This is a genomic window from Myxococcus vastator (genome assembly GCF_010894475.1).
Taxonomy (GTDB): Bacteria; Myxococcota; Myxococcia; order Myxococcales; family Myxococcaceae; genus Myxococcus; species Myxococcus vastator.
The window spans coordinates 1-15,871 of sequence record NZ_JAAIYB010000172.1 but is presented as its reverse complement, the minus strand read 5'-3'; the positions used below and the strand labels follow the sequence as shown (position 1 = coordinate 15,871).

At 70.0% G+C, this 15,871-nt stretch carries 10 protein-coding genes; 6 read left to right on the top strand and 4 right to left on the bottom strand.

Annotated elements, in window-relative coordinates:
- Positions 1 to 34: 34 nt before the first annotated feature.
- Positions 35 to 3,172: a hypothetical protein gene (locus tag G4D87_RS18375; protein WP_163783364.1), complete on the top strand. Its 3,138-nt coding sequence runs from the start codon at positions 35 to 37 to the stop codon at positions 3,170 to 3,172.
- 115 nt (positions 3,173 to 3,287) lie between these two features.
- Here the strand turns inward: G4D87_RS18375 and G4D87_RS18370 are convergent, their stop codons facing one another.
- From G4D87_RS18370 to G4D87_RS18355, 4 genes are all read right to left on the bottom strand, one after another.
- On the bottom strand, positions 3,288 to 4,304 hold the full coding sequence (locus tag G4D87_RS18370) for a hypothetical protein (RefSeq protein ID WP_163783363.1): 1,017 nt from the start codon (positions 4,302 to 4,304) through the stop codon (positions 3,288 to 3,290).
- Between the two features lie 168 nt (positions 4,305 to 4,472).
- Positions 4,473 to 5,528, bottom strand: coding sequence for an ABC transporter ATP-binding protein (locus G4D87_RS18365; protein ID WP_163783362.1), 1,056 nt, complete (start codon positions 5,526 to 5,528; stop codon positions 4,473 to 4,475).
- A 66-nt stretch (positions 5,529 to 5,594) separates the two neighbouring features.
- Complete coding sequence (locus tag G4D87_RS18360) at positions 5,595 to 6,194, bottom strand: DUF2378 family protein (protein WP_163783361.1); 600 nt, start codon at positions 6,192 to 6,194, stop codon at positions 5,595 to 5,597.
- Positions 6,195 to 6,260: 66 nt separating this feature from the next.
- Positions 6,261 to 7,721 carry an ATP-binding protein gene (locus tag G4D87_RS18355; RefSeq protein ID WP_163783360.1) on the bottom strand — a complete coding sequence of 487 codons (1,461 nt, stop codon included), beginning with the start codon at positions 7,719 to 7,721 and terminating at the stop codon, positions 6,261 to 6,263.
- A 172-nt stretch (positions 7,722 to 7,893) separates the two neighbouring features.
- Between G4D87_RS18355 and G4D87_RS18350 the strand changes: the two genes are divergently transcribed.
- The 5 genes from G4D87_RS18350 (at position 7,894) to G4D87_RS18330 (ending at position 15,760) form a co-directional block, all read left to right on the top strand.
- Positions 7,894 to 8,859: a PLP-dependent cysteine synthase family protein gene (locus G4D87_RS18350; protein WP_163783359.1), complete on the top strand. Its 966-nt coding sequence runs from the start codon at positions 7,894 to 7,896 to the stop codon at positions 8,857 to 8,859.
- Positions 8,860 to 8,937: 78 nt separating this feature from the next.
- The gene (locus G4D87_RS18345; RefSeq protein ID WP_163783358.1) at positions 8,938 to 9,345 is read left to right on the top strand and encodes a hypothetical protein; all 408 of its coding nucleotides are present in this window, start codon (positions 8,938 to 8,940) and stop codon (positions 9,343 to 9,345) included.
- A gap of 127 nt (positions 9,346 to 9,472) precedes the next feature.
- Positions 9,473 to 10,843: a TolC family protein gene (locus tag G4D87_RS18340; RefSeq protein WP_163783357.1), complete on the top strand. Its 1,371-nt coding sequence runs from the start codon at positions 9,473 to 9,475 to the stop codon at positions 10,841 to 10,843.
- The gene (locus G4D87_RS18335; protein WP_205507633.1) at positions 10,840 to 12,573 is read left to right on the top strand and encodes an efflux RND transporter periplasmic adaptor subunit; all 1,734 of its coding nucleotides are present in this window, start codon (positions 10,840 to 10,842) and stop codon (positions 12,571 to 12,573) included. The genes G4D87_RS18340 and G4D87_RS18335 overlap by 4 nt, the downstream gene beginning before the upstream one ends.
- A complete protein-coding gene (locus G4D87_RS18330) occupies positions 12,560 to 15,760 on the top strand; it encodes an efflux RND transporter permease subunit (protein WP_163783356.1) in 3,201 nt (1,066 codons plus the stop codon). Before G4D87_RS18335 ends, G4D87_RS18330 begins: the two co-directional genes overlap by 14 nt.
- Positions 15,761 to 15,871 lie beyond the last annotated feature (111 nt).

Sequence of the window (15,871 nt, the reverse complement as noted above, 5' to 3'; positions counted from 1 at the left end):
CCGCCCCACCGCCCCATTTCCCCGAGGTGAACCCATGAAGACGCAGTCTCCACGCCACGTGTTGGCCATCAGCGGTGCCGCGGGCCTCGTCGCGGTGGCCGTTGTCGTCTGGCATTGGGGTGGCGACGCCACGACGGCGCCGCCCGTGCGAGCCGCCGCTGACGCCACCGCCGACGCCTCCACCAGCGCCGTCACGTCAGACGGGCTCGTCCCGCCGCCGTACCCCGTGTTTCCTCGCGGGGACTCGCTGACGCGCCCGCTGGACGAGTCCAGCCCCGAGGCGCAGGCGTTCCTCGACTTCTACACGAAGCAACTGGGCGTCCAGCTCCCCCGCATCAGCGGTAAGGACCTGCTCAAGCTCCCCAACCGGAGCCTGGACATCGCCCACAACGGCCTGGAGCTCGGCAGCGGGCAGTTCAACTCCTCGCTCGTCTGTCAGTCCTGCCATGACACGGACTGGAAGGCCCAGGGCCTGGACCTGCCGGAGATGGCGTTCTGGCAGCAGCATGGGGTCGACAGCCTCTGGGAGGAGGGCAGCCCCAACGCCATGAAGCTGGCCGCCAACTGGTCCCTGTTCGGCGACTGGAGCGGCTCCATCAAGGCCCTGGCCGGCAGGGACCCTGTCTTCCTCGCCCAGGTGGAGACGACGCGTGGCCTCTCCCCCCACGCGCCCGCCAGCGTGGACAACCTCTGCTTCCGGTGCCACTCGCCCCCGGCCCAGCGGGAGGCCAATGGCAACAACCTCTCGTTCGACCACCGCTTCCTCTATTCGACCCCGGAGGGCTCGGCCTACGACAACACGCAGCCGGGCGACCCCTACACCCAGGCGAAATACGCGACCTACGGCGCGCTGGGGCGCGACGGGCTGTCATGCAGCGTCTGCCACTCCATGGCGCCGACGCAGGGGCAGCCCTGGAACGGCACCGACTACACCCTCTTCTACGGGGATGGCGACAACTCCATCTACGGCAGCGGCGTCGCGGGCCGACTGGTGAACCAGAGCGACAAGGGCACCGTCACGCCGCCCCCCTACCCGTTCACCTCCTCCATGAACCTGCGCCCGGGCGCCGTCGTCGGACCGGACACCCAGTTGAACACGACGCCCATGGCGGCGGCGGGCCTCAGCCTGGAGACGGCCGCGAGCGTGAGCGGCCACACCTACCTGCGCGACTCCACCGTATGCGGCGCCTGCCACGTCGTCATCCTGCCCAAGGTCCCCAGCAACTACCGGCCGGGCATGCTCATCTCCGAGGCGAAGAGCGGCTACGAGCGCCCCGTGAGCTGTCCGCCCGGCCAGAAGACCTTCGACCCGAAGGGAGACTTCCTCAACGACCCCTGCGTCGCGCTGGCCTACGAGCAGACGACGTACTTCGAATGGCTCAACAGCGACTACCCGGAGGGCAACACCACCTGCCAGAGCTGCCACATGCCGCTCACCGCGCCCGCCTCGCCCCACGACAAGCGGGTGTTCGTGGCGCAGTACAACGACGACCTCGCGCCCTACTTCGTCGGCAGCCCGGACGCGGTCTCTCGTGACTACAACCGGCACACGCTGCTGGGCATCAACCTGTTCGTCCACGAGATGTTCCAGCAGTTCCCGGACGTGCTCGGCCTGGACTTCTACCTGGCGCCGGACTCGCGCGTGCCGCCCTTCCTTCAGTCGCCGGAGATTCGCAACCGCACGCCCAACCTGGTCCCCAATCCGGGGGCGGAGCAGCAGCCGCTCGTGGGCTGGAGCCCCAGCGGCGCCATCACCGCCGTGCAGTCGCTCACGGGCGCCCAGGGGCAGCCCGTCCACCCGAGCCATGGCCAGTACTTCTTCCAACTCGGGGAGGGCCAGGCGACGCTGGACCTCACCCTGTCCGGAGACCAGGCCCGCTGGGTGGACCAGGCGGGCGCGAAGGCCCACGTCGTCTGGGGCTCCACCGCGTACTGCGACCGCCTCTCCTGCGGACAGTTGACCCTCCAGGCGCTCGATGCGCAGGGCGCCACGGTGGCCACGTCCGCGCCGCTCCAGGCGCCCGCGGGGACGTCAAGCTGGCTGCCGCTGCGCGCCACGCAGCCCCTGGCCACGGGCGTCCGGAAGCTGCGGCTGACCTACAGCGCGCGAAAGGGCGAGGCGCTGATGCTGGATGACCTCTTCCTCTTCGTGCAGTTCCCGGATGGAATCACCGCTCCGCTCACGGACGCGCCCCGCGACTACGTGTTCGCCAACAACCTGCTCAACGCCGAGCAGTCCATCCTGGACCTCGCCTATGGCACGGCGCAGGGCACCTACAACCCGGAGCTCCCCGCGGCGCAGCTCCTGCCCGGCGCCTACACCACGGACACCACGACGCTGACGGTGCCCGTCCAGGTCCTCAACAACGCGGGCCACAAGTTCCCCAGCGGCGCCAGCTTCCGCAGGGCCTTCATCCAGTTCGAGGTCCTGGACGCGCAAGGCCAGGTGCTCTGGGCCTCTGGACAGCCCAACGCCCAGGGCGCCATCTGCAACGGGGCCTGCGCACAGGATGGGAGCAACATCCTCGCCAGTGAGTTCACGAGCGACCCCTCCCAGCTCCAGCCCCACTACCAGCGCATCCAGCGGCAGGACCAGGTGCAAATCTACGAGGTCCGCGCCATTGACGACGCGAAGCAGGTCACCAGCCTGGAGCTCCAGCAGTTCAAGGAGGTGAAGGACAACCGCATCCTCCCCGTGGGCTGGAAGCCCCCGAGCCTCCGCCAGGACGGGGACCTGCGGTTTGGCTTGAGCCTCCAGCAGCTCGCCCGGCTCACGGAGCCCTTGAGCACCATCCTCGGCCCTGATGACGACAGCATCGAGAGCGACCCGGACTACCCCAATGACACGAAGGCCCGCGCCGCCGAGGGCGAGGACAACCTGGTGTACCAGGTCCCCCTGTCCGAGATTCCCAACTGGGCGTCCATCCGGCTCCGCCTGAACTACCAGAGCATCCCCCCGGGCTACCTCGGCGCGCGGTTCAAGAACGCGCTCCAGGACGACCAGGGCGCGCAGCAGGAGCCGGGCCCCGCGATGAAGCGGCTCATCTACATGAGCAGCCACCTCAACATGAAGACGAACCCCGGTGAGAAGACCTACGGCCCCAACCAACCCACCGAGGTCCTGACGAACTGGTCCCTGGTGCTCAGCGAGACGCGCGTACCGAAGCGCTGAGTCCAGGCGCGGCGTGACCGGTGTGGCTTCACGGGTCCACGGCCACCGCGCGAAAGAAGCGGCCACCGGCGGGAGTGCCGGTGGCCGCGAGGACAACGCCGCGCTGAGCCAGGGCTCAGCGGAACAGCATGGTGTGAGAGCCCAGGACGACGCCCCGCTTGCCGTCCAACTCCTGGCAACGCTTCGGAGACAGCTTCAACTGCTGAGGCGTGAAGAGCCGGTGATACAGGCGGTGGTCCTCGGAGACGAACTGCGTCGCCTTGAGGGTGATGCTCATCCCCGGCAGGGCCGACTTGCCGTTCGGCCAGTAGGAGTAGTCAATGTCCGTCTTGTAGTTGGCGGGCACGAAGCAATCGATGCCGGTGTGCCAGTTGTAGTTGCCCTGGTCGTCCTGCAACGACTGCCCCACGTCCTGCTTCGGCAGGGCGATGAGGGGCGAAGGGCCGGAGGTCCCCGCCGAGAAGGCCACGCTCGCGCCCTGCGGGACGTTCGTGCAGAAGATGTCGAAGGAGATCGTCGCGGCCTCGGTCCCCTGCGCGTACTTCAGCCCCAGCGTCGTGTAGTCCGGCTTGCCCGCATCCACGATGGTGACGTTCCGCCAGCCGAACCCCGGGTTGTTGATGATGAACTCCGACAGGTCCGTGACGCTCGACGCATCTGGGATGTCACTGGGGTGCTCGCTCGTCACCACCCGCGAGACGAGGCAGTGGTGGTCCGCCGAATCCGGACGCCAGACGAAGGGGTTGTCCGTCACCGCAATCCCGCCGCCGTCCGCCTGGATGACATTGAGCCTGTGATTGTCGACGTTCTTGTCGCTGGTCTGCAGCTCGTTGTCCTTCCACAGATAGGGATACAGGAGCAGGTTGGCCGGCAACGCGTACAGGCACACGTTCCCGGAGTTGCTGGCACCCGCCAGGTTCTTGGCGCGCAGGTAGATGTAGTTGTCGGCATCCTTCACCAGGTTCTGCCCCACGTCGTTCGCGTAGTTCTCAGCGAAGAACTGCTTCGGCTGCCGCGTGGGGAGGGTGCCGTAGGGGATGATGTCCGGCGACGTATACGCCGGCAGCGGCGAGGGCATCTGCCCCACGTCCTCGAGGTTGGTCCGGAAGAACAAGTCGTCGTAGTTGCTCATCTTGGCGGGTCCTTGGTTTGGGTGGCGTTCGCGCGACAGCGCGACAGCGCGCAATGCACCGCCCAAGCCAGCTCCCGGAAACCCTATCCGCCCCAAAACACTGCGCGGCCACGCCTGGCTCCGGCGGCGCCAGGTGTCATTGACGCAGCCAACGCGCCTCCTGACGCGTCAGAAAATCCAGAGGCGCTCTTTCGGGAGCGCGAGCGTGTACGCGCCGGGCGTCAGTGATTCGCGCGTGCTGGCGCGCAGCGTCTGCCCTTCGAACTGGAACTGGTGCTCCCAGCGCCCGCCCACATAGAGGGAGCTCGCCAGCGCTGCGGGGATCCGGTTCTCGCCGGACCCGGAGGCCAACTGGAGCGCCTCCACGCGGATGACGCCCGTGGCCGTGCCGTCTCCAGAGCCGTCTCCCCGCTGCTGCCCCCACAGCGACTGGCTGCCCACTTGAAGCCGCGCCTCGCCGCCGCGCCGCTCCACCACGCGGCCTGACAGCGTGTTGTTCACGCCCATGAAGTGGGCGGCGAAGAGGCTCCGCGGCGCCGTGTAGAGCTGCTCGGGCGTCCCGTCCTGCACCATCCGCCCTCCCTCCAGGAGCATGATGCGGTCGGCGATGGCCATGGCCTCCACCTGGTCATGGGTGACGAAGAGCGCGGTGAGCCCCAGCCGCTTGATGAGCGCGCGAATCCACACGCGCGCCTCCTCCCGCAGCTTCGCGTCCAGGTTGGACAGCGGCTCGTCCAGGAGCACCAGCGGCGGCCCGTAGACGAGCGCCCGCGCCAGCGCCACGCGTTGCTGCTGCCCACCGGAGAGCTGGCTGGGGAAACGGTCACCATGGCCCTCCAGGCCCACGCCCTGGAGCACCTCGCGCACGGCCCGGTCCACCTGCTCGCGGGACTGCTTGCGCAGCCGCAGGCCGTAGGCCACGTTGTCGAACACCGTCATGTGCGGCCACAGCGCGTAGGACTGGAACACCAGCCCCAGGTCCCTCCGCTCTGGCGGAAGGTTCACCTTCGCCGCCGCGTCGAACACCGTGCGCGCACCGATGTGGATGCGCCCGCACACCGGCGTCTCCAAGCCAGCAACGGAGCGCAGCAGCGTGGACTTGCCGCTGCCGGAGCGGCCCAGCAGCGCCACCACCTCGCCATCCCGGAAGTCGGCGGTGATGCCCTTCAGGATGTCATTCGTGCCGAGCCGGACGTGGACGTCCTCGACGAGCAACCGGGCCATGCCGTGACTTTCCTTCCGGACAGGGAGCGCGTCCAGCCCAAGGCCCGTCGCGGCGGCGCTCCCGCCTCAGTGGACGCTACGGGGACCGGCACCGGCCACGGGCGCCCGGCTGGCGGCCTTCGACCAGGTGACGCGGAAGGTGGCCGCCGTGCCGTCGAAGGCGATGGGCTTCACGTCCACCTGCCCCGCGCCCGCCGACCGCAGCGTCTCCGCCAGGAAGCCCGCCGCGAAGTCCGGCGTGTCCGCCGTGACGTCCTTCATCCACAGCGTGGCGCTGTCCTGCGTGGACTCCTCCACGCGGACCTCGTTGAAGTTGTTGCCGGCGCGGATGTTGTACGGCACCCGCTCCAGCGTGCGCCGCGGCCCCAACTGGGTGACGAGCGACAGGCTGGCCCGGCCCACCGCCGTCTGCCGGAAGCCCTGGAGGAAGCGCGCGCCCAGCGCGAAGCTGGCCTCGTGCGGCGGCAGGGCCGGGAAGACATCCTGCGCCGCCACGCGCAGGAAGGCGCGCCACTGCTCCAAGGTGTACTGGGGGCGCAGTGGCTCCGACAGGTCGAGCCCCACCGCCTTCAGGCGCTGCCGCCCGTCACGGGTGAGGTACGGCCCGAGCGCTCGTACGAAGAGGGCTTCCACGGACTGAGCGAAAATGAGCTTCTCTGACGCCATGCACGGAAGGTGGTAGCGGCAACCCCCAACCGGGAGTCATGAGGCGCGCCAAACGTCAGCTGGTCATCATCGTGGCAACCGGATGAGGAAGGTCGTGCCTTCCGTCGCACTGGAGGCCACCTGCGCGTCCCCGTCATGGGCCCGGACAATCTGCCGGGTGATGTAGAGGCCCAGCCCCAGGCCACCGGGCGCCCCCGCGTCACTGACGGTGCGCCGGCCCCGGCGCCAGGCGCCGAAGACGTGGGGCAGGTCCTCGGCGGGGATGGGCGTGCCGCGGTTGTGGATGCGCAGCACCACCTCGCGCTCGGAGCCCTCGGCCCCCACCCACACGGCGCTCTCCGCTGGGCTGTACTTCAGCGCGTTGGCCACCAGGTTGCCCACGGCCTGCTCCAGGCGGTCGGAGTCCCATTTCCCCAGGCCATCCCCCTTGGACTCCAGCCGCACCACCCGGCCGGGATGGCTGGCGCGCAGCTCGTCCACGGTGCGGCGCACCACCTCGAACACGTCGCACGACGAGCGCACCACCGGAATGCCGCCGCCCAGCCGCGAGCGCGCGAAGTCCAGCAGCTGGCGAATCATCCGGTCCATGCGCTCGGCGCTGGTGAGGATGCGCTCGGTGAGCATGCCCTGGCGCTCGTCCAACGCGCCCTTGCGCCGCAGTTGCTGCGCGGACATGGACAACGCGTTGAGCGGATTACGCAGGTCATGCCCCAGCATGCCGATGAACTGCTCGCGGAACTCTTCCGCGCTGCGCGACTCCGTGACGTCCCGCAGGGAGGACATCACCGCCAGCACCTCGCCGCCGGCCCCCAGCGCGGGCGACAGCACGTAGTCGAAGTACCGCGGGCCCCGGTCCGACTCCAAGGCGATGGTGCCTCGCTGCACCTGCCCCGTGCGCAAGGCCACCCGCACCTGTTCGAGGTACGGCGTCAGCGCCGAGTCCGCGGCCTGCAGCTCCTCCAGCGACCTCCCCGGCGCATGCACGGCGCGGCTGCCCCGCGCCGCGTACAGGGACTGGTTGGCCGACAGGACGCGCCCGGCTTCGTCATAGAGCGCGATGGGGTCCGCCGCGCAGGAGATGGCCAGCTCCAGGAGCTGGCGCTGGTGCGTCACCTCGCGGGCCAGCACCTTCACCTCGCGCTCGGCCTGGCGCAGCCGGAGCAGCGCGTGGACCTGGGCCACCAGCTCCTCCGGATCCACCGGGGCCACCAGATAGCCGTCCGCGCCGCGCTCCAAGCCCTGCGCCCGGTCCCCCGGCCCCACGGCCTGTGCGGACAGGTGGAGCACCAGGACACCCTGGGTGCGAGGCTTCTCCTTCAACTTCCGGCACACCTCCAGGCCGCTGATGTCCGGCAGCCGCACGTCCAGGATGACGAGGTCCGTCTCCTCGTTCGCCAGCGCGAGCGCCTCCATCCCGGAAGCGGCGTCCACGACGCGGAAGCCCGCGAGCCCCAGCACGCGAGAGGTGACGTAGCGGCTGGCCGCGTCGTCGTTGACGTTGAGGATGAGCGCGGAGGTGGGAGGCATACGGGGGGTGTGCGAGCCAGGCTCTTTCGTAGCCGCGCCTCCGCCTGAACACCAGAGGTTACGGACGCCAGCAGGGGCGCTGGCGGTGCGGGCAGACAAGCGACTATCCAGGAACCCAGCAAAAAGTTCATGGCCGGTGCCGAACGCGCCGTTTCGCGATAGGGAAGGCCCCATGCGCCCTCCCTGTAGCCCTCTTCCCGCGGACGGCCGCTTCCTCCAGGCCGTGGGTCCCACCCCGCTCGTCCCCGTGCGTCTCCACGAGGAGGGCCCCACCATCTGGTGCAAGCTGGAGTTCCTCAACCCCAGCGGCTCCACCAAGGACCGCATCGCGCGCTACATGCTGGAGAAGGCCTGGCGCCAGGGAGAGCTGGTCCCCGGCGGCGAGGTCATCGAGGCGTCCAGCGGCTCCACGAGCATCGCCCTGGCGCTGGCCTGCGCCCAGATGGGCCTGCGCTTCACGGCGGTGATGCCGGAGGGCGTCACCGGGGAGCGCCTCCTCACCATCCGCGCCTACGGCGGTGACGTGGTGCTGGTGCCGCGCGACGCCGGCGTGCACGGCGCCATCGTGAAGGCGGCGGAGCTGGCGCATGAGCGCAAGGCCTTCGCGCCCCGCCAGTTCGAGAACCCGGACAACGCCGAGGCCCACCGGGTGTGGACGGGCCAGGAGGTTCTGTCGCAGGTCCCGGGCGGGCTGGTGCACGGCGTGGTCAGCGGCGTGGGTACGGGCGGCACCGTGGTGGGCCTGTACCAGGCCTTCGCGGAAGCAGGCTGTCCGGTGACGGCCTTCGTGGCGCGCCCCATCGCCGGGCTGGGCTGCGACATCGAATGTTGCAGCTTCAGCCCCCGCGTGCCGGGCGTGGTGGATGGCATGTCCCGGCTGTACCGCGAGGCGGACATGCCGGGCCGCGTGGAAATCGACGTGTCGGACGACGTAGCCATGAGCACCGCCAGGGCGCTCATCCGCCGCGGCTTCCCGGTGGGGCCGTCGTCCGGCCTCAACTACGTGGCCGCTGTGGAAGCCGCGAAGCGACTGGGTCCGGGCGCGCAGGTGGTGACGGTGTTCCCTGACCGCATGGAGCGCTACTTCTCCACCGAGCTCATCCAGCCCAAGCCCGCGCCACCACGCGGCGCGGCATGAGTTGAGCGGGAATGGCGTGACGCGGGCGGAGTTGCACGCTCCGTCCCGCCGCGCTATCTGCCTGGCAAGCCCATGGTCATGCTCATCCGAGTCCTGACATTGCTGGTGGTCCTGGGGCTGCCTCCCATCGCGGGGGCGGCCGAGGGGCTGTTCCATCTCTGCCAGGGCACGGTGAAGCTGGACCTGACGTGCGCCTGCCACCAGGCGAAGCGGGCGAAGGCCGCGCCGGCCACTCCGGAAGCGGGCATCCGTGCCGACCACCACGACTGCTGCGGCGAGCTCGCCGTGCAGCTCCCGGCGCCGGAGCCCGTCACCTCGAGCTCCGGACCTTCGTGGACGCTGACGCCGCTGGCGGTGCTTCCCCAGGCCGTCGCGGTGGTGCCACCGGCGCCCGAGGCCCTGCCCACGTCATGGGTGCGCATCCGGGGCGTGCATCGCGCCACCGCGCCACCGCTGTACCTGCAGCACTGCTCCTACCTGATTTGAGACGTCCGGCCCGCATGCGCTGAGGCCTGGCGGGTGGACGTGTGTCCACCGGCCGGATTCCGCCCGCCGCCGGTGACGTCCTTCTCCCGGCGACAGGCTCGTTTCCCGTCATCTGGAGCAGGAAGTCATGTCGTCCCATGGAACCTGGAGGCGGTCCGCCACGCGGGCCGTGCTCGCCACCGGCGCCGCCGTGTGGCTGGGCCCCGGCGCGGCCGGAGCCAATGAGCAGCGGTATCAATCCCAACTCGAAGCCGTCGCCCGGCAGGCGCCGGAGGCACAGGCACCCGAGCCCTTCACGCGCGCGCCCGTGCTGGAGCGCGCGGAGCTGGTGCGGCAGGTGCTCGCGCGCAATCCCTCGCTGGAGGCGGCGCGGGAGGCCTGGCGCGCCAGCCTCGAACGCTACCCGCGTGAGACGGCGCTCGAAGACCCGCGGCTGTCCTACGGCGTCGCGCCGCTGAGCATCACCGGCAGCGCGCGCTTCGGACAGTCCGTGGAGCTGAGCCAGCAGCTCCCCTTCCCCGGCAAGCGCGGCCTGCGGGGAGAGATGGCCCTGGCGGAAGCGCAAGCGATGCGCGAGGACCGCGAGGCCCTGCGCCTGCGCCTGGCCCTCATGGCGTCCACGCTCTTCGATGACTTGTTCGTCGTGGAGCGCTCGCTCGCCGTCACCGAGGAGCACCTGCGGCTGCTCGGGCAGCTCAAGAAGAGCGCGGAGGCCCAGTACGTCACCGGCCGCGCCTCGCAGCAGGACCCGCTCCAGGCGGAGGTGGAGCTGAGCGAGGTGCTGCGCGAACAGGTGATGTTCGAAGCCGAGCGCGAGCGGCTGCGCGCCCAGCTCAACGGCCTGCTCCACCGCGCGCCCCAGGCGCCGCTGCCGCCGCTGCCGGAGGCCCTGCCCGCGCAGGCCGCGGAGGCCCTGCCCGCCGAACGGCTGCAAGACGAAGCGCTGCGCCTGCGGCCGGAGCTGGAGGGCCTCCGGGCCCGGCTCGGTGGAGGCGAGGCCGCCGTCCGGCTCGCGAAGCGCGACTACTACCCGGATGTCATGGTGATGGGTGAGTACAACTCCATGTGGATGGACACGCCCCACCAGTTCATGGCGGGCGTCACCCTCAACATCCCGCTCGACTTCGGCAAGCGGAAGGCCGCGGTGCGAGAGGCCGAGTCCAGCCTGAAGCGCCTGCGCCGGGAGGAGGAGCAGCTCATCTCCGACATCCGCGTCGAGGTGGAGCAGGCGCGCTCGCGTGCCGAGGAGACGCGGCGCGTGGTGGCGCTCTTCCAGGAGCGGCTCGTCCCCGCGGCGAAGGACCAGGTGGCCGCCGCCCGCGCGGGCTTCGAGAGCGGCAAGAACAGCTTCCAGGTCCTCATCGAGGCGGAGCGCGGCCTGCGCCGCGTGGAGCTGCGTGAGCAGATGGCCCTGGCGGACGTGCAGCGCCGCCGGGCGGAGCTGGACAGGGCCATGGGCCACACCCCGGGATTGCCCCGGAACGGAGAGACGCGATGAGCCCCCCGAACCGCCGCCGCATCGCCCCCTGGCTGGGCGTGTTGGCGCTCGCAGCGCTCGTCGTCGTGGCCTGGAGGCCGCTCGTGGGCTGGTTCTTCGGCGCCACGTCCCACACCGGCACCGCGCCCGCGACGCATGACGCTCACGGTGGCGCGGGCACGCCCCTGCCCGACGCCGCCTTGGAGTACACGCGCGCGGCCTTCGAGTCCTACGAAGCCGCACGGGCCCTGCTCGCGCGGGACGCCATGGACGGACTCGCGGCCAGGGCCGGGGAGCTACAGACAGCGCTCCAGCAGGCCGCCGAGGCCACGCAGGGAGACGGCACGCCACTGGCAGCCTGGCTCCAGCAGGGCGCGGAGGCCGCCTCGCGCCTGGCTTCAGCGAAGGACGCCGAGGCGGCGCGCCAGCACTTCGCGCGCGTGAGTGAGGCACTCATCGCCCTGGCGTCCGCCGACCCGCGGCTCCAGGAGGGCTGGCACGTCTTCGAATGCCCCATGGTGGACGGGGTGAACCAGTGGCTCCAGCGCGAGCCCACGCTGGAGAACCCGTACATGGGCCGGCGCATGCTGGCGTGCGGCACCCCCAGCGAGTGGCGCGCGGCCGCGCCCACCGGTGCGCACGGAGAGGGCGACATCGCGCACTACACCTGTCCCATGCACCCGTCCGTGAAGCAGCACGGGCCGGGCGCGTGCCCCATCTGCGGCATGGACCTGACGCCCGTCAGCCGCGCCGAGCTGGAGAGCGGCATCATCCGGGTGGACGACCTGCGGCGGCAGCGCATCGGCGTGAAGACGGCGCCGGTAACGCAGGCCCCCATGGACCTGTCCCTGCGCGCGCTCGGCCGCGTCACCTTCGACGAGAAGTCGCTGGTGGACGTCACCCTCAAGCTGGACGGCTACATCCACGAGCTGCGCGTCAACGCCACGGGCGAGCCGGTGAAGAAGGGCGACGTCCTCTTCACGCTCTACAGCCCGGAGCTCTACGCCGCGCAGCAGGAGTACCTGCTGGCGCGTCAGAGCCAGAGCGCGGCCAACGCGTCCCTCGTGGGCGCGGCGCGCAAGCGGCTGGCGCTGTGGGGCCTGTCCGCGGCGCAAATCGAGCGCGTCGCCCAGCGAGGCCAGCCGGTGGAGAACATGCCCTTCCTGGCGCCCGCCAGCGGCTACGTGCTGGAGAAGAACGTGGTGGAGGGCGCGGCGGTGAAGGCAGGTGAGCGCCTGTTTCGCATCGCCCCGCTGGCGAAGGTGTGGGTGGAGGCGGACGTGTACGAGCAGGACCTGGCGCGCGTGAAGCCGGGCCAGCCGGTGGAGGTCACCCTGCCCTACCTGCCTGGGAAGAAGTACGCGGGCCGCGTCGGCTACGTGTACCCGTCCCTGCAAGGCGCCACGCGCACGGGGCGCATCCGCATCGAGCTGCCCAACCCGGAGCTGGAGCTGAAGCCGGACATGTACGCGGACGTCCGCTTCGTCCTGCAGGGCGGCGCCAGGCTCCAGGTTCCCGACTCGGCCGTCATCTACACCGGCCCGCGCAGGCTGGTGTTCGTGGACCTGGGCGAGGGGCGGCTGCGGCCCCAGGAGGTGAAGCTCGGCCTCAAGGGACAGGGCACCTACGAGGTGCTGGAGGGCCTGTCGCCCGGCGACGTCGTCGTCACCAGCGGCAACTTCCTCATCGCGGCGGAGAGCCGCATCCGCTCCGCCACGGACTCGTTCGGAGGAAGCCATGCAGCCCACTGAGCGCGGTGAGCAGGGCTTCATCGGCCGCCTCATCGGCGCGTGCGCGCGCAACCCGTTCCTCACCGTCCTGCTGGTGGGAGCCCTGGCGGCGTGGGCCGTCCACGCGGTCCGTGGCACCCGGCTGGACGCCATCCCCGACCTGTCCGACACGCAGGTCATCGTCTTCACCGAATGGATGGGACGAGGGCCCGACCTGGTCGAGGACCAGATCACCTACCCCATCTCCTCCTCCCTGCTGTCGGCGCCGAAGGTGAAGGCCGTGCGTGGCCAGTCCATGTTCGGCATGTCCTTCGTCTACGTCATCTTCGAGGACGGCACGGACATGTACTGGGCGCGCAGCCGCGTGCTCGAATACATGGAGACGGCGCGCGGACGCCTGCCCGCGGGCGTGACGCCCACGCTGGGTCCGGACGCCACCGGCGTGGGCTGGGTGTTCGAGTACGCGCTCGTGGATGAGCGCGGCAAGCACTCCCTGGCCGACCTGCGCAGCCTCCAGGACTGGAACGTGCGCTACGCGCTGTCCAGCGTGCCGGGCGTGGCGGAGGTCGCCAGCGTGGGCGGCATCGTGAAGCAGTACCAGGTGCAGGTGGACCCCAACCAACTGCGCGCCTACGGCGTGACGCTGGGCGAGGTGACGCGCGCCGTCCGTGAGTCCAACGAGGACGTGGGCGGCCGGGTGATGGAAATCGCCGGCCACGAGCACATCATCCGCGGGCGCGGCTACATCCGCTCCACGCAGGACATCGAGAACATCCCGCTGAAGGTGAGCGAGGACGGCACGCCGGTGCTGGTGCGCAACGTGGCCATGGTGACCCTGGGGCCGGACATCCGCCGGGGCGTGGCGGAGCTGGACGGCAAGGGCGAGGTGGCCGGCGGCATCGTCGTCATGCGCTACGGGGAGAACGCGCTCACCGTCATCGAGGCGGTGAAGGAGCGCCTGGAGGAGGTGCGCGCGGGCCTGCCGGAGGGCGTGGAGCTGGTCGTCACCTATGACCGCTCGGGACTCATTGAAGAGTCCATCGCCACGCTCAGCCGGGCGCTGGTGGAGGAGATGCTGGTGGTCAGCCTCATCATCTTCCTCTTCCTGATGCATGCCCGCAGCGCGCTGGTCACCCTCCTCACGCTGCCGGTGGCGGTGCTGCTCGCCTTCATCCCCATGTACTACCAGGGGCTCACCGCCAACATCATGAGCCTGGGCGGCATCATCGTCGCCATTGGCGCCATGGTGGATGCCTCCATCATCATCGTGGAGAACATCCACAAGAAGCTGGAGACGTGGGAGGCGGAAGGCCGCCCCGGCGAGCGGCGCGAGGTCATCATCTCCGCGATGCAGGAGGTGGGCCCCTCCATCTTCGGCACGCTGCTGGTGCTCACCGTCGCCTTCCTCCCCGTCTTCACGCTGGAGGCCACCGAGGGCCGGCTCTTCAAGCCGCTGGCGTACACGAAGACGTACTCCATGGGCTTCGCCGCGGTGCTGGCGGTGACGCTGACGCCCGCGCTGGCGGTGCTCTTCATCCGCGGGCGCATCCGCCGGGAGGAGGAGAATCCCCTCAACCGCTGGCTGGTGGCCCTCTACACGCCGGTGGTGCGCTTCGTGGTGCGGCACGCGAAGGCCGTGGTGGCGCTGTCCGTGGTGGCCATGGCGCTGACGGTGCCGGCCTTCATGCGGCTGGGCCATGAGTTCATGCCGCCGCTCAACGAGGGCGCCATCCTCTACATGCCCACCTCGCCGCCGGGCATGTCCATCACCGAGGCCACGCGCATCCTCCAGTCCATGGACGCGCAGCTGAAGCGCATTCCAGAGGTGGTCAGCGTCTTCGGCAAGGCGGGCCGCGCGGAGACGCCCACGGACCCGGCGCCCCTGTCCATGTTCGAGACGACGGTGATGCTCAAGCCGAAGTCCGAGTGGCGCAAGGGCCTCACCTGGGAAGCCCTGCTGACGGAGATGGACGAGACGCTCCAGTACCCCGGCATGCCCAACATCTTCTGGATGCCCATCCAGACGCGCACGGAGATGCTGGCCACCGGCATCCGCAGTCCGCTGGGCATCCAGGTGTTCGGGGATGACCTGGGCACGCTGGAGCAGACGGCGGTGGCGATTGAAAAGGCGGTGGCCCAGGTGCCCGGCACGCGCAGCGCGTTCGCGGATCGCGCCACGGGCGGGTTCTACGTGGACATCGAGGTGAAGCGGGAAGCGGCCGCGCGCCTGGGCCTGGGCGTGAAGGACATCAACGAGGTGGTGCTGGGCGCCATCGGCGGGGAGAACGTCTCCCAGACGGTGGAGGGCCGCGAGCGCTACCCCATCAACGTGCGCTACGCGCGTGAGTACCGCGACAGTCCCGAGCTGTTGAAGGAGGTGCTGGTCCCCACCCCGGGCGGCGCGCAGGTGCCGCTGGCCCAGGTGGCGGACGTGCGCTTCGCGCAGGGCCCGCCCATGATTCGCAGCGAGGGCGGCAAGCTCGTCACCTACGTCTTCGTGGACACGGGGCGGCCCATCGCGGACTACGTGAAGGACGCGAAGGCCGCGGTGGCGCGTGAGGTGAAGACCCCCACCGGCGTGCGCGTGGAGTGGAGCGGCCAGTTCAAGTACTTCGAGCGCGCCACCGAGAAGCTCAAGGTGGTGATTCCCGTCACCCTGCTGCTGGTGTGCCTGCTGCTGTACTTCAGCACGAAGTCCGTGGTGGAGACGGGCATCGTCCTGCTGGCGGTGCCCTTCAGCCTGATTGGCGCGGTGTGGCTGCTGTACCTGCTCGACTACAACATGAGCATCGCCGTGTGGGTGGGGCTCATCGCGCTGGCCGGGCTCGACGCGGAGACGGGCGTGGTGATGCTGCTCTACCTCACCCTGGCCCACAAAAAGGCGGACCAGGCGGGCCGGCTGCGCTCCATGGCGGACCTGACGGAGACCATCGTCGATGGCGCGGCGCGGCGCATCCGTCCCAAGCTGATGACGGTGATGACGGACATGATGGGCCTGCTCCCCGTGCTGTGGAGCACCGGCACGGGCGCGGACGTGATGAAGCGCATCGCCGCGCCGCTCGTGGGCGGACTCGTGACGTCCTTTCTGCTCGAGCTGACCGTGTACCCAGCCCTCTTCGCCCTCTGGAAGCGGCGCCACCTTCCCCAGGAGCAGCCCGTGGAAGGCACAGGCGAGCCACCCCTGCCCGCCAATCCCCAGACAGTCTGAAAAATTGCAATCCGGCTGAATCCAACCAGTCAGGTTCCACCCCGGGAGTTACGCAACTCCCGGGGATTGGGCGCCGATAATCGGGGCAGCTTCACGCAGCCCTCCCCCCCC